This window comes from Roseateles sp. FW305-36 (genome assembly GCF_058787015.1).
The window spans coordinates 57,660-81,088 of sequence record NZ_JBYSZK010000007.1; the positions used below are offsets into that span (position 1 = coordinate 57,660).

Here is a 23,429-nt window from a genome sequence, read left to right on the forward strand (position 1 = left end):
GCGTCAGCGGAATGTTCCACACTCCGCAGCTTTCCACCCGCCCCGCCGGAGCCCTGATTGACCGCGCAACCGCTGCTGATCGCGCTCGTCGCCGTGCAGTTCTCCGTGCACGCGCTGGTCTGGGCCATGACGGCCCGCATGGCGCGGCGCTGGCATGCGGCCGAGGGGCATTTCGCGCTGTTCTGGCTGCTGCTGGCGATGGGGCTGATGCTGTTCGTGCCGCCGCTGGAGAGCGGCAGCGCGCCGCGCAATCTGGCCGACCTGCTGATCGTGGCGGCCTCCATGTTCGAGCACCGCGGCCTGGCCTTGCATTGGGGCCGCCGGTTGCCGCTGTGGCCCTATGCCCTCGGCCTGGCCGCCGCGGCCGGCATCATCGCGGCCAGCTTCCTGATGGACAACGGCCACGGCGTGCGCGTGGCCGTCGTCTGCTTCGGCTGCGCCACCATGATGCTGGCCAGCGTCGGCCTGATGTGGCGGCGCGGCCGCGCCGCCACGCCCGTCTTCGCGCCGGTGGCCGCCGCGGGCTACAGCCTGCTGGCCGCGGCCCTGCTGGTGCGCGGCGTGCAGGCCGTGCTGGCGGGCTCGACGACCAAGATCTCCATCGACGCGCCGGGCCACGCCAACATCCCGCTGGCCATCCTGGTGCTCTTCGTCGGCGGCCTCATCAACCTGGCCCATATCCGCCTGGTGCTGGGACGTGTGTTGCACCTGCTGGGTCAGCAGGCCAAGACCGACGAGCTGACCGGCGCCCTGAACCGCCGCGGCCTGCTGCAGCAGCTCGAGGCCGAGCACACCGGCGCCCTGCAGGGCAAGGCCGGCTATGCGCTGCTGATGGTGGACGTGGACCACTTCAAGGCCATCAACGACCAGCACGGCCATGCCCAGGGCGACCAGGTGCTGCAGGCGGTGTCGGCCAGCCTGCGTGCCGCACTGCGCAGCGACGACCTCGTCGGCCGCTGGGGCGGCGAGGAGTTCTGCGTGCTGCTGCCACGCACCCACTTGCAGGATGCCGAACAACTGGCCCAGCGCGTCGCCACGCGCGTTGCGGCCACCGGCTCGGGCATTCGCGTGACCGTCAGCATCGGCGTGTCGGAATTCGGCCCGGCCGACCTGGACCTGCGGGCCGTCATCCGCCGCGCGGACGATGCCCTCTACCGCGCCAAAGAGACCGGGCGCAACCGCGTCGTGACGGCCGCCCCCTAGAGCAGGGCCGGATTGCCCTGCCAGACCGTCCAGGTCAGAGCCGAGGCAAAACTGACCCAGGCCGCATAGGGCAGCAGCAGCGCCCCCGCCGCGCGGCGAATGCGCCAGAACGCAGCCGCGGTTGCGACCACCAGGCCGAGCAGCAACAGCACGTCGGCGAAGGCCAGCGCGCCCTGGTGCCAGCCGAAGAACAGCCACGACCAGAGGGCGTTGGCCAACAGCTGCGCCATGAACAGCCCCAGTGCCAGCGTGCGCTGCTCGTCGGCTGGCTCGCGCCAGACCAGCCAGGCGGCGACGGCCATCAGCAGATAGAGCAGCGACCACACGGGCCCGAAGACCGAGGCCGGTGGCGCCCAGCCGGGCTTGGCGAGTTCGCCATAGAACATGGGCGCCTCGCTGGCCGCCACAGCGCCGAGTGCCGCGGCGACGAAGACGAGGCCCAGCCAGGCCAGCAGACCGGCCGCCTGGGCGGGGGTGGAGCGATGAGACAACTGCACGGCCGACTCCTGGCTTGGGAGGTGAACGGATCAGGCCTCGAGCTTAGGTCGGGTGCGCGCCACACGGGGCCAGCGCAGGCCCGCAATGCCGGTAGGAAGCAGCCTACGGCCGGCTTGAATCGCGTCCGACCGGCGCGCCCTGGCGCCCCCACTAGAGTGAATCGACGGCAAGGAGCAGGTGCTCCACCGCGACAGGAGGTTCCATGTCTTTCCTGCTCTACATCATCGGTCTGGCCGTGCTGCTCGGCGGCGTCGCCTGGGCCCTGATCACCGCCGGGCTGGCAGCCACCTATGTGGCCATCGCCTGCCTGATCGTTGCCGGCGTCGGCATCATGATGGCCGTCTCGCGCACACGCTCCAAGGATCCACCGGCCTGAAAAGCTCGCTGGGGCGTGCGGCATCGCACCCGACCGGCCCGCACGTCTCGGCGCCGCTCGGTGCGGCGGCAGCTTCGGCAGGCGGCCCCGGATTCGAAGCGCGTGCCAGCTTTGTAGCGCGGCCGCCGTTCATGCGGCGCCGGCGCCATTCGCCCGCGCCGACCCGCCATTCGCCGGCTCGACCGGCTCCGGCCAATGGACCTGCCGGAGCATGGCGGTCATGGACATCCGACGCACCCTCCGCGACAACCGCGGCTTCATCCTCTTCCTGCTCAGCTTCGCCCTGTTCCGCACGGCGGTGGCCGACTGGAATCCCATCCCCTCGGGCTCGATGCGGCCGACGCTGCTGGAAGGCGACGTCGTCCTCGTCAACCGGCTGGCCTACGACCTCAAGCTGCCGCTGACCGACGTCGTGCTGCTGCCGCTGGGCGAACCACGGCGCGGCGACGTCGTCACGCTGAGCTCGCCGGCCGGCGGCACCCGCCTCATCAAGCGCATCGTCGGCCTGCCCGGCGATCGCATCGCCCTGCGCGACGACGTCGTGATCCTGAACGGCCAGCCGCTGGCCTACACCGAACGCCGCGCCCACGGCGAGACGGTGGCGCCGGGCTGGGTCGTCGACGCCGTGCGGGCGACCGAGAACCTGAGCGGCCGGGAACATACGGTGCAACTGCTGCCGACCGTGCGCGCCCGGCGCGACTTCGCCGAGATCACGGTGCCGGCGGGCCAGTACTTCCTGCTCGGCGACAACCGCGACAACAGCGAGGACTCGCGCTTCATCGGCACCGTGCCGCGCGAGAAGCTGATCGGCCGCGCCCACCATGTGCTGGTCTCCGCCGATTGGCTGGGCGAGGACGGCTGGCGCATGGCGCCGCGGCTGGATCGCTGGGTGAAGGTCATCCTCTGAACGTGACCAAGCCCACATCTTTGCGGGCTGCGCCGCGGTGGCTGGCCTCTGGACAGGCAGAAGCGGTGTTTTTCGACGCGGCCGTTTCGGTGGCCGCCCTATCTTTGCGGCCATGTCGCGCCGCCATCGCCGTCCCCTCCCCCTGCCCAGCTTCGGGCCACGCCGCCTGAGCGTGGTGGAAGGATCGATGCGCCTGGTCATGGACGAGCGCTGGACGCCCGAGGACCGGCCCGTGCAGGCCGAACTGCAGCAGCTGGAGCGCTTCTCGGCGCTGATGGCCGCCCAGGGCTGGCCGGCCCATGTGTCGCGACTGGCCTATGACCGCATCTATGCTGGCGAGCGCTTCGGCTTCGCCAAGCGCGTCGGCCGCGGCGAACTGCCGGGCCTGGCGCGCGAACTGATTGCCAGTTGGCGCGCCAGCCGGGTGCAGAGCGTCGAAGGCTGATCCTCACTCCTCCCAGCGAAACCGCCAGATCGCCAGCACCGTGAACGCCGCGGTGAAGGCCAGCATGACGGCGCTGGGCAGCAGCGCCTCGGAGAAGGGCTGGCCGCGCCAGGTCATGGCGTCCAGCGCATCGATGGCCCAGCGCGTCGGCACGGCCAGCGAGGCGGTCTGCAGCCATTCCGGGAAGATGAAGGCCGGCACCCAGGCACCGCCAAGCATGACCATCAGCAGCGTGGACAGGATGGCCAGACCGCGGGTGGCTTCGGGCGTGCGGCCCAGAGCCGCCACCAGCAGGCCGAAGCTGGCGGTCAGCAGCGCAAAGCAGACGAGCACGAGGACCAGGCCGGCCGGGCTGCCCAGCACGCGCACGCCGAAGGCAGCGATGGCCACGACGTAGAGGACGGCAAAGACGATCAGCGAGATCAGCGCGCTGGCGACGATGCGGCTGCCCAGCAACTGGGCCCGCGACAGCGGCGCGGCGCGCAGCCGCTTCCACAGCCCCAGGCGGCGCATCATCAACAGGCCCAGGGCCATGTCCACGCCGGCCATCAGGATGAACTGCACGCCCATGCCGGCAAAGGAATGGGCATAGCTGTTGTAGGCGACCGGCGCGGCGTTGGCGCTGGACTGCACGGCCTCGATCTCGCGCGTCGTGTAGGGCATGGACAGGCCGCCCTGCGTGCCTGCCGAAGCTGCGGCGTCGCCGCTCTGCACCTTGCCGATGGCATCGAACATCTTGACGAGGGCATCGCGCTGCTCGACGGGCATGCCGGTCGCGCCGCGCAGCTGCTTTTCCATGTCGCCGAGAGCCGCGGGACTGAAGCTGCTGCGGCTGACCTCCTGCATCACGGTTTGGGCCAGCAAACCGCGCACGACGGCCAGGGCGCTGGCCTGCGAGGGGTCGAAGTGCAGCGCGATCTCGGGTCTGGGACCGGCCCCAAACAGCGCACGGCCGGCCTGCTCGCCCAGGCCCGCGGGCAGCACGGCGACGGCGCGCAGCTTGCCGGCACGCACCTGACCCAGCAGCGCGGCTTCGTCGCCGACCGTGGTCTTCAATGCGGACTCGGCCTGCAGCGCGGCGACGATGCGCTGCGACAGCGGGCTGTGGTCCTGGTCGATGACGCCGACCGGGATGCCGGCCATCTTGCTGCTGCTGCCGCCGAACAGGCTGCCGAAGAAGGCGGCGATGAGGATGGGCGCGACGATGCTCATCAGCACGGCGCGGCGGTTGGAGAAGTGCAGCTTGATTTCCGCACGGACGAGGGCGAGCAGTGCTTGCATGATCAATCCCGCAGCGCGCGGCCGGTCAATTGAAGGAAGACGTCTTCGAGGGTGGCGCGGGCCGAAGCCAGGCCACGCACCTTGACGCCGCGTTCGGCAAGCGCTGCCAGCAAGGGACCGGTATCGCGGCCCAGATCGCTGACCCGGGCCTCCAGCCGCTGGCCCACGCGGCTCACGCCGGGCAGGCCGGCCAGCGCCGCCGTCCAGTCGATGTCAGCAGGCTCGCCGTCGAGTTCGACCCGCAGGGTCTGTGAGGCCGGCAGCAGGGCGAACAACTGCGCCTGGGTGCCGCTGGCGACGACGCGACCATGGTCGATGACGACGATGCGGTCGGCCAGGCGCTCGGCTTCTTCCATGTAGTGGGTCGTGTAGATCAACGCCTTGCCGGCGGCCTTCAGCATCTCGAGGTTGTCGAAGATGGCATTGCGGCTCTGCGGGTCGACGCCGGCCGTGGGCTCGTCAAGCAGCAGGACCTCGGGGTCATGAACCAGGGCGCTGGCGATGTTGAGCCGGCGCTTCATGCCGCCGGAGAAGGTCGACGGCTTGTCCTTGGCGCGGTCGCTCAGGCCCACCATGGCCAGCACCTCGTCGGTCCGGCGCTTCAGCAGGTCCGGCGCCATGCCGTAGAGGGCCCCGAAGAGCTCGACGTTCATGCGCGCCGGCAATTCCTCGTAGAGCGCGATGTCCTGGGGCACCAGGCCGATGCGGCGCTTGTAGCCGGCCTCGTCCGAAGCCAGGCTGACGCCGCCGGACAGGGTCACGGCACCGGCGTCGGGCACCGTCAGGCCGCAGATCATGCCCACCGTCGTCGACTTGCCGGCACCGTTGGGGCCGAGCAGGCCCAGCACCTCGCCGGGGCGCAGCGCCAGGCTGACCTCGTGCACCGCCGTTCTGTCGCCATAGGCCTTGCGCAGGCCGCGGGCCACCAGCACTTCTTCCTGCATGCCGCACTCCTCATCGAATTGGCGCGGATGCTAGGGCGTCGGCCACCGCTCGCCGAGGGGGTTGCGACGGATGGCGAGAGGCTGGCGCGAATCGACAGCGCCCCGCGCCAACGGCAATACTCCGGCCATGACGGCACGCATCGGCATCATCGGCACCGGCTGGGTGGGCACCAGCGTCGCGTTCTCGACGCTGCTGGCCGGGCATGCCGGGGAACTCTGGCTGCACGACCAGCGAGAGGCCGTGGCCGAGGGCGAGGCCATGGACCTGGCCGACGGCGCCGCCTTCTACCCGCGCTGCCAGGTGAGCGCGGTGGCCCTGGAGCGCATGCGGGATGCCGACATCGTCGTGCTGGCCGCCGGCCGCAACGGCAGGCCGGACGAGAGCCGCCTCGATCTGCTGCGCGACAACGCCCGCATCGCGGACGGCATCGGCCGCATGCTGGCCGGCTTTGGCGGCATCGTGCTCGTCGTGACCAACCCGGTCGACGTGCTGACCCGCGTCGTCGCGCAGGCGAGTGGGCTGCCACCCGGGCGTGTCATCGGCACGGGCACGCTGCTGGACACGGCCCGGCTGCGCGAGCGCCTCGCCAGCAGGCTGAGCGTGGCGCCGCAGTCCATCCACGCCCAGGTCGTCGGCGAGCATGGCGACTCCTCGGTCATGCTGTGGTCGGGCGTGCGCGTCGGGGGGCTGGCCCTGCGGGACTGGCCGGGCTGGCGGGCCGAGGACGAAGCCGAACTCGGGCAGCGGGTGCGACGCGCCGCCTACGAGGTGATCCAGCGCAAGGGCGCCACCAACCATGCCATCGGCCTGGTGACGGCCGAGCTGATCGGCTGCATCGTGCGCGACGAGCGGCGCGTGCTGCCGGTCAGCCGTGTCCAGCAAGGCGTCTGCGGGTTCAGGGGTGTCGCGCTGTCGCTGCCGGCCCAGGTCGGTGCGGCCGGCGCCGTCGAGGTGATGGCGCCCGGCATGGACGCCGCGGAGCGCGGGGCCCTGGCCGCGTCGGGCGCGACTCTCGAGCGCGCCTTCGTTTCGATCAGCGCGTCCTGAAGCGGCCCACCAGTTCGTTGAGCCGGCCGGCCTGCGACTTCAGGCTCTCGGCCGCCGCCGCGCCCTCTTCCACCAGCGCCGCGTTCTGCTGCATGGACTGGTCGAGCCGGTCCACCGAATCGGCGATCTCGCGCAGCCCGGCGCTCTGGGTGCGGGCCAGCTCGGTCGCATCCTTGATGAGGGCCGCGACGCGTTCGACGCTGGCCACCACCTCCTGCATCTGCGTGCCGGCGTCGTTGACGAGGCGCGAGCCGGCGTCCACCTGCTCCACGCTGGCCCCGATGAGCGACTTGATCTCCTTGGCGGCGCCGGCCGAGCGCTGCGCCAGGCTGCGCACTTCGGCGGCCACGACGGCAAAGCCGCGGCCCTGCTCGCCGGCCCGCGCGGCCTCCACCGCGGCATTCAGCGCCAGGATATTGGTCTGGAAGGCGATGCCGTCGATGACGCCGATGATGTCGGCGATCTTGCGGCTGCTCTGGCTGACGCCGTTCATGGCCGTGACGGCATTCAGCACCACCTCGCCGCTCTGGCGGGCCTGGGTCGACGTCGTCTGGGCCAGGCTGCTGGCCTCGCCCATGGCCTCGCTGCTGTGGCGTGCAGCCTCGGTCATCTGGCGCATGGAACTGGCGGCCTGCTGCAGGTCGGCGCTGCCCTGCTCGGTGCGCTGCGACAGGTCGAGGTTGCCGGCCGCGATTTCGCTGGAGGCCGTGTTGACCTGTTCGGCACCGTCGCGCAGCGTGCCCATCATGCTGCGCAGCGTGTCCTGCAGGCGCACCAGGGCCGACATGCCCGCCCGAGCGCTGGAGTTGCCGCGCAGCACGATGTCCTCTCGCAGGTCGCCCTCGCTCATGCGCTGGGCGCTGCTGAGCAAGTCCTTCAGGAACACACCCACGCTCTGGGCGCCATCGAGATAGACGAAGGCGATGAGGGCGCCCAGCAGCAGGCTGCCGCCGATCAGCCAGCCTGCCGGCATGCCGTAGAGCACGCCGGCGATGACGTAAGCCTGCAAGGCGATGGACAGGCCCAGGTAGAGGGCCAGGCGCTGGGCAATCGAGAGATTGGCAAACATCAGATCGGTCTCCTCGTCGGTAACCAATCAATTTAGCCCAGCGCTTCTTCGGCGCCGCGTGGAAGTTTCACGACTTGGGCGCCTGCGACGTTTTCGCGTTCAGGGTGGGATGCAGACAAGCGTGGACCGCACCTGGCGAAAGTCAAAACAACGTTCCAAGCACAACGGATCGTCGGACCGAAATTCACCACTCAACCGGTCTAACCCGTTGTGAAGTTAGGGAGCGCCCAATACAGCAACACGCGTTACGTTTCGCTTACGTTCGCGAAGCTTTCCGTTGACTTGCAGTCGCGAAGCTAACAACCTCTGCAGGCCCGTCTTTTGCCCTGATGTTTCTCCGCCGTCTCAATCTCGATGTCGATGCCGATCGCGGCATTGCCTCGGGCCTTTTTCTGTCCGATCCCAGCTACGAGCTGGAGAACTATGGGCGCCTGCCGACCAGCGACATGAACGACCCGCTGTCGCGGCGCTTCCCGGATGAATGCGCGCCCGAGCATCGACTCACCTTCGCGGCCTTCGAGCACGACAAGGCCATCGGCCTGGCCCAGGTCGCCCTGCACGCACCGTCCCGCGACTCGGCAGCCCTGATGCTGCTGCTGGTGCCGCGGCCATTCCAGCACAAGCACATCGGCTGCGAGATCGTCGAGCGCCTGAGCCGGCAGGCACGGCGTTGGGAAGACATCTCGAACTGGTACATCACCGTCGTGGAGTCCAACACCCGCGCCCTCGCCTTCTGGCGGCATTGCGGCTTCCGCACCAAGACCCAGGGCCTGGCCTGCGAAGGTTTCGCCGACCGGGTCACGCTGATGACGCGCCCCGTCAAGGCGCGCCCGAGCTGCCAGCACTCCCGCGCGCCGGAGAACGCGAGTCAGATCACGGCCCTGCAGCTGTTCGCGCGCATCACCTGATCAAGCCTGGGCGAGAGCCCGCGCTATCAGGATCTTCTGCACCTCGCTCGTGCCCTCGTAGATCTGCGTCACGCGCACATCGCGGTAGATGCGCTCGACGGGGAAGTCGCTGAGATAGCCGTAGCCGCCATGGATCTGGATGGCCTCCGAGCAGACCTTCTCGGCCATCTCGCTGGCGAAGAGCTTGGCCATGGCCGCCTCCTTCAGGCAGGGCCGACCGGCATCCTTCAGGCTGGCGGCGTGCCAGATCAGCTGGCGCGCGGCCTCGATCTGCATCGCCATCTCGGCCAGCTTGAACTGCACCGCCTGGTGATTGAAGATGGGCTGGCCGAAGGTGACGCGGTCCTTGCTGTAGCGCAGCGCCGCTTCAAACGCGGCACGCGCCATGCCGACCGCCTGCGAGGCGATGCCGATGCGACCGCCTTCCAGGCCTGACAGCGCGATCTTCAGGCCCTGGCCTTCGTCGCCGAGGCGATTGGCCGCCGGCACGCGGCAGTTTTCGAACAGGATCTGGGCCGTGTCGCTGCTGTGCTGACCCATCTTCTCCTCGATGCGGGCCACCGTGTAGCCCGGCGTGTTGGTGGGCACGACGAAGGCGCTGATGCCCTTCTTGCCGGCCGCCTTGTCGGTCACCGCCATGACGATGGCGACGTCCCCCTGCTTGCCGCTGGTGATGAACTGCTTGACGCCGTTCAGTACATAGTCGTCGCCATCACGCACGGCCGTCGTGCGCAGGCCGCCGGCCTCGGAGCCGACATGGGGCTCGGTCAGACAGAAGGCGCCCAACATGTCACCGCGCGCCAGGGGCTTGAGGAAGCGCTCCTTCTGCTCGTCGTTGGCGAAGGCCATCAGGATGGAGCAGACCGGGCAGTTGTTGACGCTGACCACGGTGCTGGTGCCGCCGTCACCCGCGGCAATTTCCTCCAGGATGACGGCCAGGGCCAGATAGTCCAGCCCGGCGCCGTCCCATTCGGTGGGCACGGCGACGCCGTAGCAGCCCAGGGCGGCCAGGCCCTTCAGCGGCTCGGCGGGGAAGTGGTGGTTCTTGTCCCAGGCCGCGGCATGGGGGGCGATCTCGGCCTGCACGAAGGCACGGATGGCGTCCTGCACGGCGAGGTGGTCTTCGGGGAGGAGCATGGGTGGCGCTTTCCGACAACGTTGGGGATGACGCTATTTTCGACGCAGGCGCCTGTCCGTTCACCCCGTTTGCTGCCCGCGACCGTAGAAGCAGATACCGCCTGTCCGGAGACCCTCCATGCCATCTGCCACGACGCTTCGCTCGCTGTTTGCCCTGCTAACCCTGGCGGCCTCGGCCGCTCTCGCCCTCGCCCCTCCACCGCCACCACCGCAGAAGCTGCTGCCGCCCGCGGTGCTGCCGCGCTTCGTCGCGCCCCAGGCCGGCCAGCCCATCCAGGTCCGCAAGGCGGCCGTGCAGGCCATCGTCGCCGGCACACAGGCACAGACGCGCATCGAGCTCGTCGTGCACAACCCCAACCCGCGGGTTCTGGAAGCGACGCTGGAGTTCCCGCTGGCCGAGGGCCAGAGCGTCGTCGGCTTCGCGCTGGACATCAACGGCGAGTTGGTCAGCGCCGTGCCCGTGCCCAAGGACAAGGGCCGCCAGGTCTTCGACGACGTGACGCGTCGGCGCGTCGACCCGGCGCTGCTGGAGCGCACCGCTGGCAACAGCTTCAAGCTGCGCGTCTACCCGCTGCCGCCCAACGGCCAGCGGCGCGTCGTGCTGCAACTGGCCGAGTCCCTGCGTCCCGACGCGCAGGGCCGCTTCCAGTACGCGCTGCCGCTGGACTTCGGCCAGCCCATCACCCAGTTCGAGGGCAGGTTCAGCGTGCGCGGCGACGCCCGGCCGCAGGCCGCAGGCGCCCTGGCCGGCGCCGAAAACTTCGAGCGCGGTGGCGAAGCCGGCCTGCAGCTGCAGCGCAGCGACTGGCAGCCCAACCAGCCCCTGGCCATGAGCTGGACCGGCAGCGACGGCGACAGCATCAGCGTGCAGCAGCACGCCGGCGTCGCCTATGCCTATGCCGAACTGCCGGTCGATGCGGCCACCGGCCCCGCACGCCTGCCGCGCGAGGTCCATCTCGCCTGGGACGCCTCCGGCTCCGGCGCCCAGCGCGACCACGCCCGCGAGTTCGCCCTGCTCGACGCGCTCTTCCGCGCCGCAGGCACCCTGCGCGTGCAGCTGACGGTGGCCCGCGACGTCGCCGAGCCGCCGCGGCTCTTCGACGTGAAGGACGGTGACTGGTCGGCACTGCGCCGCGTGCTGGAAGGCCTGGCCTATGACGGCGCCAGCAGCCCCGCGGCCTGGGCCGCCGGCTTCGGCCCGACCCAGGCAGGCAGCGACACCATCGCCCTGCTGTTCAGCGACGGCCTGGCGACCTGGCCCGGCGACATCCAGGCGCCGGCCGCGGGTGCGCCCCTCTTCACCGTCAACGCCGCCACCCGCCTGGACGCGCCGCGCCTGCGCCGCCTGGCCGAAAGCCGTGGCGGCCGCTTCATCGACCTCAACGGCGCCGACACGCCCGCCGCCCTCGCCGCCCTGACCCGGCCGGGCCTGCGCCTGGTCGACATCCAGGCCCAGGGCGCCGAGCGCGTCGTGGCGCAGTCGCTGCTGCCCGAGAACGGCCGCCTCGTGCTGGCGGCACGCCTGACGGCCGCCCAGGCTCGCTTGCAGCTGACGCTGGTCGATGCCCAGGGCAGCCGCCAACAGCGCACGCTGGAGCTGACCGCGCCCGTGCCCGACACGCGCGGCGGCGACGAATCGCTGCCGCTCGCCGCGCGACGCTGGGCCGAATTGCAGGTGGCCGAACTGGAGGCCGACCGCCAGCGCCACCGCGCCGAGATCCGCCGGCTCGGCGAGCAGTTCAGGCTGCTGAGCAGCGAGACCTCCCTCATCGTGCTGGACAGCCTGGCCGACTACGTGCGCTACGAGATCGTGCCGCCCACGGCCGCCATGCGCGCCGCCTACCAGCAGCAGCTCGCCCAGCGCCGCACCGAGAACAACCGCGGCCGCGAGGCTCAACTGGACGACCTGCTGCGCCGCTTCAAGGAGCGCCAGGCCTGGTGGGCGCAGACCTTCGCCTCCCAGCCCGCCCAGGTCACCATGGCACCCAAGCCGATGCCGCCCGTCGCCGTGCCGCCGCCGGCCTTCACCACCGTCACGCCCGCGCCGGCAATCGCCCCGCCCGCGCCGGCAATGGCGTCCATCGCACCGTCACCGGCCGCCGAAGCACGGGCCTCCATGCTTCCCCCGGCAGCCGCGCCGGCACTGGCATCGGCGCGCGCCCCCGAGCCCCGGCGCGAACGCATGGAGATGGCGGCCGGCAAGCTCAGCGAACGCGCCACCGACAGCCCGGTCGCCCCGGTCGCCCCGGTCGGTATCGCGCTGCGCCGCTGGGAGCCCAATGCGGCCTATGCCCGCCGCCTGCGCGAGGCCGGTGACGCCGATCGCTACACCGTCTACCTGGACGAGCGTCCGGGCTACGTGTCCAGCACGGCCTTCTTCCTCGACGCCGCCGAGATCTTCTTCGCCAAGGGCCAGCGCTCCCTGGCGCTGCGCGTGCTGTCCAACCTGGCCGAGATGGAGCTGGAGAACCGCCACATCCTGCGCATCCTGGCCTACCGCCTGCTGCAGGCCAACGAGCTGGCGGCCGCCGTACCGCTGCTGGAGCGCGTGCGCGAACTTGCGCCCGACGAGCCCCAGTCCTCGCGCGACCTCGCGCTGGCGCTGGAGCGCGCGGGCCAGTCGCAGCGCGCCGTCGACCTGCTGTGGGACGTGGCCAGCCAGCCCTGGGACTCGCGCTTCGCGGACATCGACCTGATCGCCCTCGGCGAGATGAATGCCATCATCGCCCGCCACCCCAGGCTGGACCGCTCGCGCATCGACGGCCGCCTGCTGCGCAACCTGCCGCTGGACCTGCGCGCCGTGCTGAGCTGGGACGCCGACAACACCGACATCGACCTGTGGGTGACCGACCCTGACGGCGAGGAGGCCTATTTCGGCAACACGCTGACTCGCCAGGGCGGCCACATGAGCCGCGACTTCACCGGCGGCTACGGTCCCGAGGAGTTCTCGCTGCGCCGCGCCAAGCCGGGCCGCTACGAGGTGCGCGCCCAGTTCTACGGCCACCGCCAGCAGATCGTGTCGCCCTACACGACGCTGATGCTGTGGCTGTCCACCGGCTTCGGCACCCCCGGGCAGAAGGACCAGCGCGTCGTGCTGCGCCTGTCGGGCAGCGGTGACAAGGTCATGGTGGGCAGCTTCGAGGTGGGTGGCGCCGGGCCGAAGGGACGCTAGTGCCCGGCCGACTTCACCAGCAGCGTGCCGCGCCCGACCACGCAGGGGTGGGCGTTGCGCACCGTCGCACGCCCGTCGACATGGGCCAGCCAGCCGCCCAGCGTGGCATTCCATTCCACGCTGGCCACGCGCCAGTGCAGCAGCAGCTCCTGCTCGGCGAACACCGGCGCCTTGAAGGCGAAATTGAAGTTCAGACACAGCAGCTCGCGGCCCTGGCCGTCATCGCTGCGCGAGAAGTGGCTGGCGACCAGGCCGATCATCTGCGCCGTCGTCTGCTGGCCGCTGGCGATGATCTCGCCATGGCGGGCCCGCTGGGCGGCCTGCACGTCATGGTGCAGCGGGTTGGAGTCGCCGGTCAGGCGGGCGAATTCGGCGATGTCGTCCCGCGTGAAGCGGATGGGACGTTCGCAGGTCTCGCCAACCCGGATCAGGGCGGTCGTGTCGGCTTCGGCAAAGGTCGTGTCCATGGACCGTGACCTTAGCTCAGACGGCGCGGCGGCATGCCACCCGGACAGGGGACCTACCAGTCCAGGCGCTGCCCGTCGTAGTTGAAGAAACTGCCCGTATCCGCCGGCTTCACGCTGGCCAGCACGGTGCGCATGCCGGCGATGCTGGTCGATGCATCGATATCGGCGCCGGCACCCCCCATGTCGGTGCGCACCCAACCGGGGTGGAAGCTGATGACGGTGGCCTTGCCCGCCAGGGCCAGCGACGCGTCCTTCATCACCGAATTCACGCCCGCCTTGGAGGCGCGGTAAAGCCAGCCGGCCGTGCTGGCGCGCAGGCCGATGGAACCCATCTTGGACGAGATGATGGCCACGCGCGCACCGGGCGCCAGGGCCTCGGCAATCTGCGGCAGCACCCGCATCGGGCCCAGCACATTGGCGTGCATGACGGCGTCGAAATCGTCCGCCGACGGCGTCTCCAGGCCCGCCGTGCTGGGGCCGTAGACGCCAGCGTTGATGACGACGACGTCGAAGGCCTCGCCGTCGATCAGCCAGGCGAGGCCGGAGACGCTGGCCGTGTCGGTCACGTCCAGCTTGAGCGCCAGCGCGCCATGCTCGCGCAGCCGTTCGAGTGCAGCCTCGTCGCGCGCCGTGGCCGTGATGCGGGCGCCGGCGGCGCGGTACTGGCGGACGAACTCCAGGCCCAGGCCGCGCGAAGCGCCAATGATCAGAACGTTCATGGTTTGGTCAAAGCCAATTTGGCGGCCAGCACGGTAAAGAGGCCGGCGCCGCCGAGGTTGAGGCTGCGCCCCACCCAGGGCCGCGGCCGGCTGCGGCGCAGCGGCGCCACCAGCACGATCAGCGCCAGCAGGAAGAGCAGGCCCTGGGCAATGAACCAGGCGCCGAGGAAGAGGAAGGCGAGGGTCTTGTTCGGGGCGCCCGCCTCGATGAACTGCGGCAGCAGGGCCAGGAAGAACAGCGCCACCTTGGGATTCAGCGCGTTCGTGAAGAAGCCCTGGCGCACCGTGCGCCACAGCGAGGGCGGCGCGCTGACTTCAGCAGGGGCCGAGGATGGCTTCAAGCCCGCCCTGGCCATGCCCCAGGCCACATAGAGCAGATAGGCCGCGCCCACCAGCTTGACGACCGTGAAGGCCTCGGCCGACGTGGCCAGCAGGGCCGCCAGGCCGAAGGCCGCGGCCAGGGAGTGCAACACGCAGCCGCCCATGATGCCGATGGCCGCCGCCACGCCCTGGCGCCAGCCGCCGCGCAGCGTGCTGGCCACCGTGTAGGCCATGTCGACGCCGGGCGTCGCGTTCAGGATGAAGACCGTGGCGGCGAACAGGGGGAGGTCGTGGGTGCCGAGCATGGCCGGGTGCGGAAGTCGATGCCGAGACGGCTAGTTTCGTCGAACCGCACCGGCCGCGCTGCCGGCACCCGCCAATCCCTCACAGCATCTCGACAGCCAGCGCCGTGGCTTCACCACCGCCGATGCACAGCGCCGCCATGCCGCGCTTGAGGCCGCGGGCCTTCAGCGCGCCCAGCAGGGTCACGACGATGCGCGCACCGCTGGCGCCGATGGGGTGGCCCAGGGCGACGGCGCCGCCATTCACATTGACGATGTCATGGGGCAGCTTGAACTCGGCCATGGCGGCCATGGTGACGGCGGCGAAGGCTTCGTTGACTTCCCACAGGTCCACCTGGCCAGCCTGCCAGCCGGCCTTGGCCAGGGCCTTCTGGATGGCGCCCGCGGGGGCGGTGCTGAACCATTCCGGCGCCTGCGCATGCACGGCGTGGCTGACGATGCGGGCGACCGGCGTCAGGCCGCGGGCCTTGGCGGTGCTCTCGCGCATCAGCACCAGCGCCGCCGCGCCGTCGGAGATGCTGGACGAGGTGGCGGCGGTGATGGCGCCATCCTTCTTGAAGGCGGGCTTCAGCGACGGGATCTTGTCGAGCTTGGCCTTGAAGGGCTGCTCGTCGAACTTGATGACGGTATCGCCCTTGGCGCCGCTCAGCGTGACCGGGGCCATCTCCCAGTCGAAGGCGCCGCTCTCGTTGGCGGCCTTGGCGCGCTGGGTGGACGTGATGGCGTACTGGTCCATGGCCTCGCGGCTGAAGCTGTACTTGCTCACGCACTGCTCGGCAAACACGCCCATGGCCTTGCCGCGCTCGTAGGCGTCTTCCAGGCCGTCCAGGGCCATGTGGTCGTAGACGGCCGAGGCGCCGTACTTGATGCCCTTGCGGGCGAACATCAGATGGGGCGCATTGGTCATGCTCTCCATGCCGCCGGCCACCATGACCTCGGCCGAGCCGGCCGCCAGCATGTCGTGGGCGAACATCATGGTGCGCATGCCCGAGCCGCACATCTTGCTCAGGGTGACGGCGCCGGCCGAATCCGGCAGGCCGGCCTTGCGCACGGCCTGACGGGCGGGGGCCTGGCCCTGGCCGGCCATCAGGCAGTTGCCCATCAGCACTTCATCGACCGAGTCGCCCGGCACGCCGGCGCGCTCGACGGCCGCCTTGATGGCGACGGCACCCAGTTCCCAGCCGGCGAGGCCGGCGAAATCACCCAGCAGGCCACCGATGGGCGTGCGGGCGGCGGACACGATGACGATCGGATCGGACATGGCGATGGACTCCGTTGCGAATTCAGATGCGCCATTTTGACGCCATCAATTGACGTTAACGTCAATCACCTACGCAAACCCTGGGTGAAGCGTGGGCCTTCAGGGGTGCCGGGGCGGCGGCGGCGGGACACCGCAGTCGACGGGGCGGGCCTCCGGGGCATGGCGACGCACCGCCTGGCAGAGTTCGGTCCAGAAGGCATGCGTCCAGGCCGCGTGGCTTCGGGCGAAGGCCGGTGCGGCCGGCACGAAATAGGGCTGGCGCGCCACCACCGGCGCCCATTCGACGAGGTCGGCGCGATGCTCGGGTGTCAGCCCCTCACGAGGAGTCAGCAGCAGATCGAAGCGCTGGGCCTGCAGCATGGCCACCTCGTTGTCGAAGGTCAGCACGGTTTCGGTGGCCCAGCCGCGCTCGCTCGCCAGGGCTTCCTGCACCGAGCCCGCGAGCACGCCGACGCGCCAGTGTTGCGCCAGATGAGCGCCGTCCCAGGCCGGATCGGGCGTCGTGCCAGCGCGGCCATAGAGGGCGAGATGGCCGAACACCGGCGCCCAGGCCACGTCGGGTCGGCCCTGGGCATCGAGGGGAAAGCTGTAGCTGCGCAGCCGTTCCGGCGACGCGCCATAGAACAGCCCGAAATGCACATCACCCTGGGCCAGCGCGCTGCTGAGCCGGCGCCCCGGCAGCCGCACCAGTTCGGCCTTGCAGGCCAGCTGGCGCAGCGTCTCGCGGACGGCGACGACGGCCCAGCCCGGCGGATCGGCAAACTGGCTGCCCTGGCCGAGCAGCCCCGGCGGTCCCGCGCGGTCCGTGAAGCCTATGCGCAGCGGTTCGGGGCAGCCCTCGGCCGCGGCCAGGGCCATGCCGCCACTCAGGGCGGCGCCGAGGAGCCCGCGGAACCAGCGTGACATGCGCCCGAGTTTAGGAAGCCGGCGCTGCCGCCGCGACCCCGGTTCGGGCGGGTCAGCGCCAGGCCGTGGCCGGCACCGTGCCGCATTCGGCCGGGCGAACCTCGGGCTCCAGTCGCCGCACGGCCTGGCAGAACTGGCGCCAGAAGGCGCGCGTCCAGTCCGGGTGGCGTTGGGCGAACTGCGGCGAGGCCGGCGCGAAATAAGGCAGCTTGGCCACGCCGGGCGTCCACTCCACGAGCTCGGCGCGTTGCTCGGGCGTCAACACCTCGCGCGTGCTCAGCAGCAGGTCGAAGCGGCGCGCCTGCAGCATGGCCGGGCCGCCGTCGAGCGCGCCGATGGACTCGCTCGGCCAGCCGCGATCGCGTGCGATGGTGTCCTGCACCGAGCCGGTCAGCACGCCCACGCGCCAACCCGGCGGCAGGCGCTGTCCATCCCAGCTCGGGTCGGCCGCCTCGCCGGCACGGCCGAACAGGGCGAGGTGACCGAAGACCGGCGCCCAGGCGAGATCCGGCTTGCCCTGGGGATCGACAGGGAAGGCAAAGCTGCGCAGGCGCTCCGGCGTGGTGCCGAAGAGCAGGGCGATATCGACGCTGCCCTGGGCCAGCGATGCCGACAGGCGGCGGTTGGGCAGGCGCAGCAGCTCGGCCCGGCAACCCAGGCGCTCGAGCGCCTCGCGCACGGCCACGACCTCCCAGCCCGGTGGCTCCGGAAAGCCTGGCCCCGAGCCCAGCAGACCGGGTGGCGACGCGGCATTGCTGAAGCCGATGCGCAACGGGTGGGGACAGGCCGGCGCCTGGGCCCATGCCGCGGCGGCGCTCAGCAGCAGCGCGGTGAGGGCGAGCAGGCGGCGCGGCATCGCACGAGTTTGCCTCAGCGCCAGAGCCGGTAGGCCCAGAAAGCCTCTTCGGCCTGGATGCGGCGCCGCAGGTCCTCGGGGCTGAAGCCGGTCAGTCGGCGCGTCTCGCGGCAGAGATGACTCTGGTCGGCGTAGTCGTTGTCGGCGGCGATGTCGGCCCAGTTCACGCCGGCCCCGCCTTCGGCCGCGGCGACGGCATAGAAAGCGTTCTCGGCGCGCGATACGGCGCGCAGCTCGCGCATCGGCAAGCCCGCCCAGGCCTTGATGCGGCGTTCCAGCTGACGCAAGCTGCGGCCCGCGGCACTGGTGGCGGCGCGCACGGCCAGGGCCTCGGTCCAGGCGGCATAGCGGTGGCCGGGGCGCTCGCTGCCCAAGGCTTGCCAGCGCGGCAGCAGGAAGGTCTCGAGCAGGCCCAGCCGCGCTTCGTCGTCGGGGGCCGCCCCCATCGCGTCGGCCCAGGCCAGCCAGTCGGCCGGCAGCAGCTCGCGGGCATCGACGACCTGGTTGACGTGGCGCTCCAGCGCGATGCCGGTCAGTGCGATGAAGGCGTCCGGCAGCATCAGCAGCTTGAAGGCCACGATCTCGCCCGGGTTGCGCGTGTGCGAGGGCAGCGTGAAAGGGCCACCGAACATGAAGGGCGCGTGGCGGCGCTCCGGTGGCGGCACCGAAAAGCCCGGTGTCGCCAGCCATTCGCTGCTGCCCTCGGCCCACCAGAACAACTGCACCAGCGGCGTGGCGGGGAAGTAGTTCTCGCGCTGCACGGCATCCAGGCCGCGGCCACGCGTGTCGCGCAGCATGACGCCACGCACGCAGCCGGCCAGGGCCAGCGGCGGCAACCAGAGCCGGGTGCCTGCGTCCTCTTGCATGCGAGCAGTGTCGCATTCGTTCAAGACCCCGCGCGGCGTCCAAGCGCACCATGCGGCCATGACTGCCCTGACCTGGAACGACCTGCCCTCGCACCCCACCCGCTGGTGGGGCTTCCCCGTGCTGATGGCCATGCGGCGCGACTACCTTGCGGTGATTTCCGCCCAGCGACCTCTGGGCGACCTGGTGGCCCAGCGCATCCTCGGCGAGCGCGGCGTCGACGTCTTCGACCCCGAGCTGGTGCGCGCCATCATGGTCGACCATGCCGACGCGCTGATCCGCTGGGCGCGCGGCCCCGAGGTGTTCGCCGAGCTGATGGGCCAGTCCGTCCTGGTCACGGAGGGCAGCACCTGGCAGCGCCAGCGTCGCATGCTGATGCCGGCCTTCACGCCCAGGCGCGTGGCCGGCTATGCGGCGCTGATGACCGAGGCCGCCATGGCGGGACTCGACCGGGTGCGCGAGGGCGAGGTCGCGATGGACGAGCTCTACAGCCACCTGACCATGGACGTCATCTCGCGCACCCTGTTCAGCGCCCCCATCGGCGACGACACGGCCGCCGCGGCGCAGGCCGTGCAGGTGCTCAGCGAGACCGCTCTGGCCGAGATGTTCTGGCCCGTCACCCTGCCCGACTGGCTGCCGCTGCCCGGCAAGGCGGCCAAGCGGCGTGCGTCCAGGTTGATACACGGCCTGCTGGCCGAGCGCATCGCGGCGCGGCGTGCCGCGACAGAGCCGCGCACCGACCTGCTCGGCATGCTGATGGCCCTGCGCGACGAGACCAGCGGCGAGGCCTTGTCGGAGCAGGAGGTCTACGACCAATGCATGGTCAGCTTCCAGGCCGGCCATGAGACCAGCGCGACGGCCCTGCTGTGGTGGAGCTGGCTGCTGGCCGCCCATCCCGAGGCGCAGGCCCGGGCCCGCGCCGAGGTCGACGCCGTGCTGGCCGGCCGCGTGCCGACCTCGGACGAGGCGAGCGCCCTGCCCTTCCTGTCGGCCACGCTGAAGGAGGCGATGCGCCTGTATCCACCGGTGGCCGGCCTGCTGACGCGGCGGCTGACGCGCGACATCACCGTCGCCGGCGTGCGCCTGCCGGCCCGCACCCTGGTGCGCGTGACGCCCTGGCTGCTGCACCGCGATCCACGCTGGTGGCCGGACGAGCCGCTGGCCTTCAAGCCCGAGCGCTTCCTGCCCGATGCACCCGACGAGATTCCGCGCGGCGCCTACATCCCTTTCGGCCTCGGGCCGCGGGTCTGCCTGGGCCAGCATTTCGCGGTGCTGGAGATGACCTTGATCGCCGCGCTGATGCTGCAGCGCTTCGAACTGAGCCCGATCGGCGGCGCAGTGCCCAAGCCCCGCATGGCGGTCACGTTGCGGCCCGACGGCGGGCTGACACTGCGGCTGAAAGCGAGGACAGCGACATGAACCCCTGGCTGGTCGGCGCCGCGGCGCTGGTCTTCGTCATCGGCCTGGTGCATTCGTGGCTGGGCGAACGCCTGCTGTTCCGCCATCTGCGCACGACGGGCCTGGTGCCCGACGGCGGCCAGCCGGTGCTGCGGGCCTTCCAGACCCGCATCCTGTGGGCGAGCTGGCATGTCGTCACGGTGCTGGCCTGGGCGCTGGCTGTGGTGTTGCTGTGGCGGGCCCAGCCGGCCATGCAGGCACTGTCGGGCGGCATCATCGAAGCGGCCATCGCCGCGGCGCTGGCGATCAGCGGCGGCCTGGTGCTGCTCAGCAACCGCGGCCGGCATCCGGCCTGGATCGCGCTGCTGGCGGCCGCGGCGCTGGTGCTGATGTCTCAGCGGTAGAAGGCTTCGACGGCGCCCTTGAGCTTGATGCACAGCGGCCGGCCCTTGCGGTCCAGCGTCTTGCCGGCGGGCACCTTGATCCAGCCTTCGCTGATGCAGTATTCCTCGACGTCCTGGCGCTCCTTGCCGTTGAAGCGGATGCCGATGTCGTGCTCGAAGACGGCGGCGACGTGGTGAGGGCTGCGCGGGTCGACGCTGAGGTGGTCGGGCAGTTCGGGGCGGGTAGCTTCGGACATGGTGAGGTTCGTGGTGAAAGCCTGAACCGCGCATTGTCGCGGCTGGCTCAGCAGCCGCGGCGGTAGGCGAAGGGGTCAACTCCAAGCACACCCCGGCACCCCATGCGTCAGTCACCGCCGCCAACGCCGGGCGTTGCCAGGCGCACGCGGCTGCCCTGCAGGAGCCGGGCCACGACAGCGGCCGGGGGCGAGACCTCGGCATGCGGCGTCGGGCCGGCGGCTGCGCCGAGCGGGCGCCGGAGGCAGCCGCTTGAATCCGCGCTGCTGACATGTCCTGTCACGACGGGCTCCGAACATGGCCGCATTCACCACCCAACGGAGACCGCCATGCAACCCGATTGCCTCATCCTCTACGTGCACAGCCCCGCCGAGAGCGTGCTCTTCTATCGCTCCCTGCTGGGCCGCGAACCCGTCGAGCAGAGCCCCAACTTCGCGATGTTCATGCTCAACGACAAGACCATGCTCGGCCTTTGGGCAGCGCACGACGTGCAGCCCGCGGGCCTGCACCGAGGCGGTGGCAGCGAGATCGGCATCACCGTCGGCAGTGATGCCGAAGTGAATGCCGCCGTCGCCGCATGGAAAGCCTCGGGCTGGCCGGTGCTGCAGTCGCCCACCGCGATGGACTTCGGATTCACGGCCGTGACGGCCGATCCGGACGGGCATCGGGTGCGGGTGTTCAGGCCGACCTCTGCCTGAGGGGGGCCCGCCGGCCAGACGTCGGAATGACGTCAAGGCGGCGCTAGAGTTCCTCCACGACGACGGCCGCGGGCGGTGCTCGCGGCCGTCTGACATTCAGAAGAACAGGGAGGAATTGCAGGGATGAGATTGAAGCCGGTATTGCTTGCGGGCCTGTGGGCGATGGCTAACCTCGCTGTTGCATCCGACAGCGCTGCCAGCGTGTGGATTGCGGACGCCCGGGGCTGCAAGGTAGTGAATCCACACCCGTTCCCAAGAGAGACCGTCGATTGGAGTGGCGTCTGCCCTGACGGTTTTGCTGAAGGCAGGGGCCAGTTGCGCCGCACGACAAACGGCCAACCGTTCTCGACCTACGACGGCGAGATGAAGACCGGTCGCTACTCGGGCCAAGGTGTACTGACGACGGCCAGCGGCATCCGCTACGAGGGCGGTTTCCTCGATGGCCTGTATGCCGGCCAGGGCAGCTTGGACAACCCCAGTGGCTCGAGCTATCGCGGCGAATTCGTCGCCGGCCGCTTCGAGGGCACCTGCAAGCTCAGTTGGGCCAACGGCAACCAGTACGAGGGGGAATGCAAGTCCGGGCGCATGGAAGGGTCGGGGCGGATCCAGTTTGCCAACGGCGATCGCTATACCGGCGCCATGCGCACCAACTGGCCTTCGGGGCAAGGCCGCTACGTCTGGGCTCGCGGCGACAGCTATGAAGGCGCCTTCCTTGCCGGCAAGCCGGTCGGCGCAGGCGAGTACCGGTTTGCCGACGGCAGCCACTATGAGGGCGGTTTCAGCGACGGGCAGCCGTCAGGCCGCGGGCGGCTGGAGTTGGCCGACGGCCTGGGCTATGAAGGTAACTTCGAGTCCGGCAATCCCACCACGCCGGGCGCCTTCTTCAAGGTCGGTGGCGTTGCGCCGGAGGATTCGCTTCAGCAGCGGATGCGGCTGACCCTGCAATATGCCAAGCCCCAGTCCCTCGACGCATTCAGGCAGTACACCAGCGTGGGCATGGTCTGCCGCGTCATGACCCGCCCACAGTTGCCCGTCGTCAACTGGAAGGGGCAAGCCCTCTACAAGTTGGTCGCAACCGTGCGCGACGGCCGCGTGGTCGCGATCGAGGTGACTCCGCTGCGCGCGGGTGTCGATCCCATCGCTCAAAGGGAACTGGTTGCAAGCATCGAGCGCGCCACAAAGACCTATGACTGCCCGGGCAACCATGTGTTCGAGCAAGAGTTCCAGTTCGTGCTGAATTAACCCGGCGGCGCGACGGCGGCGCCCTCGATGCGATGTCGCGCCAGCGCCTGGCCGACAAAGCCCGAGGCCTTGGCCTGCTCGACGAAATCCACCAGGAAACGCGCCCCGGCCTCCTTGCCCTTGGCCATGCCCATGGCCTGGTGGATGACCATGAAACGCCCCGGCAGCAGCCGCAGTCCCGGCTTGCTCTTCGCGTCCGCCTCGAGCTGCTGCCTCACGCCGGCCGCCACGTCGAGGCCGTGTGCCAGGAAATAGCTGACGACCTCGGGCGATGAAGGCGCGCGCTCGAGGGTGGCGGCCTTGAGTTCTCGACTGAGGTAGAGGTCGTAGGCACTGCGGGCGCCGACGGCGACGCGCGTGCCGGGCCTGTCCACCTCGTCGTTGGACTGCAGCGGCGAATCCTCGCGCACGAGGTAGGCCCCCTCGATCTCCACATAGGCCGCCGAATAGGCCGTCGTCGCGGCCCGGCTGGGATCGATGGCGAAGAAGCCCACGTCCACCTTGCCCGTGGCCAGCGCATCCACCGCCTCGCCGGCCGTCTTCACGACCAGCAGGTCCGCCTGCACACCCAGCTGCCGCGCCAGTTCGCGCGCCATGTCGATGGACACACCGACGGGCTCGCTGGTGACCGGGTCGCGGTTGGCGAGGATGGGATTGCCCAGGTTGATGACGGCGCGCAGTCGGCCGGTGGGGGCGAGATCGGCAATGGCTTGGGCGGAGAGCTTGGGCATGGCTGTGCAGGCGGCGATGAAGACCAGGAACAGGGCGA

General features: G+C 70.4%; 25 protein-coding genes. 11 read left to right on the forward strand and 14 right to left on the reverse strand.

From position 1 onward, the window contains the following. The first annotated feature begins 57 nt into the window (after positions 1 to 57). On the forward strand, positions 58 to 1,203 hold the full coding sequence (locus AC3WOE_RS14440; protein WP_492691354.1) for a GGDEF domain-containing protein: 1,146 nt from the start codon (positions 58 to 60) through the stop codon (positions 1,201 to 1,203). Here AC3WOE_RS14440 and AC3WOE_RS14445 read toward each other — a convergent pair. Beyond that, positions 1,200 to 1,700: a TspO/MBR family protein gene (locus tag AC3WOE_RS14445; RefSeq protein WP_492691355.1), complete on the reverse strand. Its 501-nt coding sequence runs from the start codon at positions 1,698 to 1,700 to the stop codon at positions 1,200 to 1,202. The genes AC3WOE_RS14440 and AC3WOE_RS14445 overlap by 4 nt on opposite strands. Positions 1,701 to 1,903: 203 nt before the next feature. Between AC3WOE_RS14445 and AC3WOE_RS14450 the strand changes: the two genes are divergently transcribed. The 3 genes from AC3WOE_RS14450 (at position 1,904) to AC3WOE_RS14460 (ending at position 3,429) form a co-directional block, all read left to right on the forward strand. After that, the gene (locus tag AC3WOE_RS14450) at positions 1,904 to 2,077 is read left to right on the forward strand and encodes a hypothetical protein (RefSeq protein ID WP_492691357.1); all 174 of its coding nucleotides are present in this window, start codon (positions 1,904 to 1,906) and stop codon (positions 2,075 to 2,077) included. 220 nt (positions 2,078 to 2,297) lie between these two features. After that, entirely contained in the window at positions 2,298 to 2,984 is a 687-nt protein-coding gene (gene lepB, locus AC3WOE_RS14455) for a signal peptidase I (protein ID WP_492691358.1), read from the forward strand. A 112-nt stretch (positions 2,985 to 3,096) separates the two neighbouring features. After that, complete coding sequence (locus AC3WOE_RS14460; RefSeq protein ID WP_492691359.1) at positions 3,097 to 3,429, forward strand: hypothetical protein; 333 nt, start codon at positions 3,097 to 3,099, stop codon at positions 3,427 to 3,429. Between the two features lie 3 nt (positions 3,430 to 3,432). Here the strand turns inward: AC3WOE_RS14460 and AC3WOE_RS14465 are convergent, their stop codons facing one another. Next, positions 3,433 to 4,710, reverse strand: a complete 1,278-nt coding sequence (locus tag AC3WOE_RS14465; protein WP_492691360.1) for an ABC transporter permease — start codon at positions 4,708 to 4,710, stop codon at positions 3,433 to 3,435. A gap of 2 nt (positions 4,711 to 4,712) precedes the next feature. Beyond that, positions 4,713 to 5,654 (reverse strand): ABC transporter ATP-binding protein, encoded by a 942-nt coding sequence (locus AC3WOE_RS14470; protein ID WP_492691361.1) that lies wholly within the window; start codon positions 5,652 to 5,654, stop codon positions 4,713 to 4,715. Between the two features lie 127 nt (positions 5,655 to 5,781). On the opposite strand from AC3WOE_RS14470, the gene AC3WOE_RS14475 reads away from it, so the two are divergent. After that, entirely contained in the window at positions 5,782 to 6,702 is a 921-nt protein-coding gene (locus AC3WOE_RS14475; RefSeq protein WP_492691362.1) for a lactate/malate family dehydrogenase, read from the forward strand. Here AC3WOE_RS14475 and AC3WOE_RS14480 read toward each other — a convergent pair. Next, positions 6,689 to 7,771 carry a methyl-accepting chemotaxis protein gene (locus AC3WOE_RS14480; RefSeq protein WP_492691363.1) on the reverse strand — a complete coding sequence of 361 codons (1,083 nt, stop codon included), beginning with the start codon at positions 7,769 to 7,771 and terminating at the stop codon, positions 6,689 to 6,691. The two genes, AC3WOE_RS14475 and AC3WOE_RS14480, sit on opposite strands and share 14 nt — an antisense overlap. A 329-nt stretch (positions 7,772 to 8,100) precedes the next feature. Here AC3WOE_RS14480 and AC3WOE_RS14485 point away from each other — a divergent pair, with 329 nt between their 5' ends. Then, positions 8,101 to 8,679 (forward strand): GNAT family N-acetyltransferase, encoded by a 579-nt coding sequence (locus AC3WOE_RS14485; RefSeq protein WP_492691364.1) that lies wholly within the window; start codon positions 8,101 to 8,103, stop codon positions 8,677 to 8,679. Here the strand turns inward: AC3WOE_RS14485 and AC3WOE_RS14490 are convergent, their stop codons facing one another. Then, positions 8,680 to 9,816 carry an acyl-CoA dehydrogenase family protein gene (locus tag AC3WOE_RS14490; protein ID WP_492691365.1) on the reverse strand — a complete coding sequence of 379 codons (1,137 nt, stop codon included), beginning with the start codon at positions 9,814 to 9,816 and terminating at the stop codon, positions 8,680 to 8,682. A 118-nt stretch (positions 9,817 to 9,934) separates the two neighbouring features. Between AC3WOE_RS14490 and AC3WOE_RS14495 the strand changes: the two genes are divergently transcribed. Then, on the forward strand, positions 9,935 to 12,988 hold the full coding sequence (locus tag AC3WOE_RS14495; protein ID WP_492691366.1) for a DUF2135 domain-containing protein: 3,054 nt from the start codon (positions 9,935 to 9,937) through the stop codon (positions 12,986 to 12,988). On the opposite strand, the gene AC3WOE_RS14500 is transcribed toward AC3WOE_RS14495, so the two are convergent. From AC3WOE_RS14500 to AC3WOE_RS14530, 7 genes are all read right to left on the reverse strand, one after another. Then, positions 12,985 to 13,455 carry a MaoC family dehydratase gene (locus AC3WOE_RS14500; RefSeq protein WP_492691367.1) on the reverse strand — a complete coding sequence of 157 codons (471 nt, stop codon included), beginning with the start codon at positions 13,453 to 13,455 and terminating at the stop codon, positions 12,985 to 12,987. The two genes, AC3WOE_RS14495 and AC3WOE_RS14500, sit on opposite strands and share 4 nt — an antisense overlap. A gap of 53 nt (positions 13,456 to 13,508) precedes the next feature. Further along, complete coding sequence (locus AC3WOE_RS14505) at positions 13,509 to 14,174, reverse strand: SDR family oxidoreductase (RefSeq protein ID WP_492691368.1); 666 nt, start codon at positions 14,172 to 14,174, stop codon at positions 13,509 to 13,511. After that, a complete protein-coding gene (locus AC3WOE_RS14510; protein ID WP_492691369.1) occupies positions 14,171 to 14,800 on the reverse strand; it encodes a LysE family translocator in 630 nt (209 codons plus the stop codon). The genes AC3WOE_RS14505 and AC3WOE_RS14510 overlap by 4 nt, the downstream gene beginning before the upstream one ends. Before the next feature lie 79 nt (positions 14,801 to 14,879). Beyond that, a complete protein-coding gene (locus AC3WOE_RS14515) occupies positions 14,880 to 16,058 on the reverse strand; it encodes an acetyl-CoA C-acyltransferase (protein ID WP_492691370.1) in 1,179 nt (392 codons plus the stop codon). A 99-nt stretch (positions 16,059 to 16,157) separates the two neighbouring features. Beyond that, a complete protein-coding gene (locus AC3WOE_RS14520) occupies positions 16,158 to 16,964 on the reverse strand; it encodes a hypothetical protein (protein WP_492691371.1) in 807 nt (268 codons plus the stop codon). A gap of 52 nt (positions 16,965 to 17,016) precedes the next feature. Then, positions 17,017 to 17,820: a hypothetical protein gene (locus AC3WOE_RS14525; RefSeq protein WP_492691372.1), complete on the reverse strand. Its 804-nt coding sequence runs from the start codon at positions 17,818 to 17,820 to the stop codon at positions 17,017 to 17,019. Between the two features lie 14 nt (positions 17,821 to 17,834). After that, complete coding sequence (locus tag AC3WOE_RS14530) at positions 17,835 to 18,686, reverse strand: AraC family transcriptional regulator (RefSeq protein WP_492691373.1); 852 nt, start codon at positions 18,684 to 18,686, stop codon at positions 17,835 to 17,837. Between the two features lie 58 nt (positions 18,687 to 18,744). Between AC3WOE_RS14530 and AC3WOE_RS14535 the strand changes: the two genes are divergently transcribed. Both AC3WOE_RS14535 and AC3WOE_RS14540 read left to right on the forward strand, forming a co-directional pair. Further along, positions 18,745 to 20,103 carry a cytochrome P450 gene (locus tag AC3WOE_RS14535; RefSeq protein ID WP_492691374.1) on the forward strand — a complete coding sequence of 453 codons (1,359 nt, stop codon included), beginning with the start codon at positions 18,745 to 18,747 and terminating at the stop codon, positions 20,101 to 20,103. After that, positions 20,100 to 20,486: a hypothetical protein gene (locus AC3WOE_RS14540; RefSeq protein WP_492691375.1), complete on the forward strand. Its 387-nt coding sequence runs from the start codon at positions 20,100 to 20,102 to the stop codon at positions 20,484 to 20,486. Before AC3WOE_RS14535 ends, AC3WOE_RS14540 begins: the two co-directional genes overlap by 4 nt. On the opposite strand, the gene AC3WOE_RS14545 is transcribed toward AC3WOE_RS14540, so the two are convergent. Further along, the gene (locus AC3WOE_RS14545; RefSeq protein ID WP_492691376.1) at positions 20,477 to 20,722 is read right to left on the reverse strand and encodes a DUF3297 family protein; all 246 of its coding nucleotides are present in this window, start codon (positions 20,720 to 20,722) and stop codon (positions 20,477 to 20,479) included. The genes AC3WOE_RS14540 and AC3WOE_RS14545 overlap by 10 nt on opposite strands. Before the next feature lie 327 nt (positions 20,723 to 21,049). Here AC3WOE_RS14545 and AC3WOE_RS14550 point away from each other — a divergent pair, with 327 nt between their 5' ends. Continuing rightward, complete coding sequence (locus AC3WOE_RS14550; protein WP_492691377.1) at positions 21,050 to 21,418, forward strand: VOC family protein; 369 nt, start codon at positions 21,050 to 21,052, stop codon at positions 21,416 to 21,418. A 123-nt stretch (positions 21,419 to 21,541) separates the two neighbouring features. After that, positions 21,542 to 22,660, forward strand: coding sequence for an MORN repeat-containing protein (locus AC3WOE_RS14555; RefSeq protein ID WP_492691378.1), 1,119 nt, complete (start codon positions 21,542 to 21,544; stop codon positions 22,658 to 22,660). On the opposite strand, the gene AC3WOE_RS14560 is transcribed toward AC3WOE_RS14555, so the two are convergent. Next, the gene (locus AC3WOE_RS14560) at positions 22,657 to 23,391 is read right to left on the reverse strand and encodes an ABC transporter substrate-binding protein (RefSeq protein WP_492691669.1); all 735 of its coding nucleotides are present in this window, start codon (positions 23,389 to 23,391) and stop codon (positions 22,657 to 22,659) included. The two genes, AC3WOE_RS14555 and AC3WOE_RS14560, sit on opposite strands and share 4 nt — an antisense overlap. Between the last annotated feature and the right edge of the window lie 38 nt (positions 23,392 to 23,429).

Coding starts and splice junctions, on each gene's coding strand:
- AC3WOE_RS14500 (WP_492691367.1), bottom strand. CDS start 13,455: ATGGACACGACCTTTGCCGAAGCCGACACGACCGCCCTGATCCGGGTT.
- AC3WOE_RS14460 (WP_492691359.1), top strand. CDS start 3,097: ATGTCGCGCCGCCATCGCCGTCCCCTCCCCCTGCCCAGCTTCGGGCCA.
- AC3WOE_RS14480 (WP_492691363.1), bottom strand. CDS start 7,771: ATGTTTGCCAATCTCTCGATTGCCCAGCGCCTGGCCCTCTACCTGGGC.
- AC3WOE_RS14545 (WP_492691376.1), bottom strand. CDS start 20,722: ATGTCCGAAGCTACCCGCCCCGAACTGCCCGACCACCTCAGCGTCGAC.
- AC3WOE_RS14490 (WP_492691365.1), bottom strand. CDS start 9,816: ATGCTCCTCCCCGAAGACCACCTCGCCGTGCAGGACGCCATCCGTGCC.
- AC3WOE_RS14550 (WP_492691377.1), top strand. CDS start 21,050: ATGCAACCCGATTGCCTCATCCTCTACGTGCACAGCCCCGCCGAGAGC.
- AC3WOE_RS14555 (WP_492691378.1), top strand. CDS start 21,542: ATGAGATTGAAGCCGGTATTGCTTGCGGGCCTGTGGGCGATGGCTAAC.
- AC3WOE_RS14465 (WP_492691360.1), bottom strand. CDS start 4,710: ATGCAAGCACTGCTCGCCCTCGTCCGTGCGGAAATCAAGCTGCACTTC.
- AC3WOE_RS14475 (WP_492691362.1), top strand. CDS start 5,782: ATGACGGCACGCATCGGCATCATCGGCACCGGCTGGGTGGGCACCAGC.
- AC3WOE_RS14535 (WP_492691374.1), top strand. CDS start 18,745: ATGACTGCCCTGACCTGGAACGACCTGCCCTCGCACCCCACCCGCTGG.
- AC3WOE_RS14510 (WP_492691369.1), bottom strand. CDS start 14,800: ATGCTCGGCACCCACGACCTCCCCCTGTTCGCCGCCACGGTCTTCATC.
- AC3WOE_RS14530 (WP_492691373.1), bottom strand. CDS start 18,686: ATGCAAGAGGACGCAGGCACCCGGCTCTGGTTGCCGCCGCTGGCCCTG.
- AC3WOE_RS14470 (WP_492691361.1), bottom strand. CDS start 5,654: ATGCAGGAAGAAGTGCTGGTGGCCCGCGGCCTGCGCAAGGCCTATGGC.
- AC3WOE_RS14520 (WP_492691371.1), bottom strand. CDS start 16,964: ATGTCACGCTGGTTCCGCGGGCTCCTCGGCGCCGCCCTGAGTGGCGGC.
- AC3WOE_RS14505 (WP_492691368.1), bottom strand. CDS start 14,174: ATGAACGTTCTGATCATTGGCGCTTCGCGCGGCCTGGGCCTGGAGTTC.
- AC3WOE_RS14515 (WP_492691370.1), bottom strand. CDS start 16,058: ATGTCCGATCCGATCGTCATCGTGTCCGCCGCCCGCACGCCCATCGGT.
- AC3WOE_RS14485 (WP_492691364.1), top strand. CDS start 8,101: ATGTTTCTCCGCCGTCTCAATCTCGATGTCGATGCCGATCGCGGCATT.
- AC3WOE_RS14525 (WP_492691372.1), bottom strand. CDS start 17,820: ATGCCGCGCCGCCTGCTCGCCCTCACCGCGCTGCTGCTGAGCGCCGCC.
- AC3WOE_RS14450 (WP_492691357.1), top strand. CDS start 1,904: ATGTCTTTCCTGCTCTACATCATCGGTCTGGCCGTGCTGCTCGGCGGC.
- lepB (WP_492691358.1), top strand. CDS start 2,298: ATGGACATCCGACGCACCCTCCGCGACAACCGCGGCTTCATCCTCTTC.
- AC3WOE_RS14540 (WP_492691375.1), top strand. CDS start 20,100: ATGAACCCCTGGCTGGTCGGCGCCGCGGCGCTGGTCTTCGTCATCGGC.
- AC3WOE_RS14495 (WP_492691366.1), top strand. CDS start 9,935: ATGCCATCTGCCACGACGCTTCGCTCGCTGTTTGCCCTGCTAACCCTG.
- AC3WOE_RS14560 (WP_492691669.1), bottom strand. CDS start 23,391: ATGCCCAAGCTCTCCGCCCAAGCCATTGCCGATCTCGCCCCCACCGGC.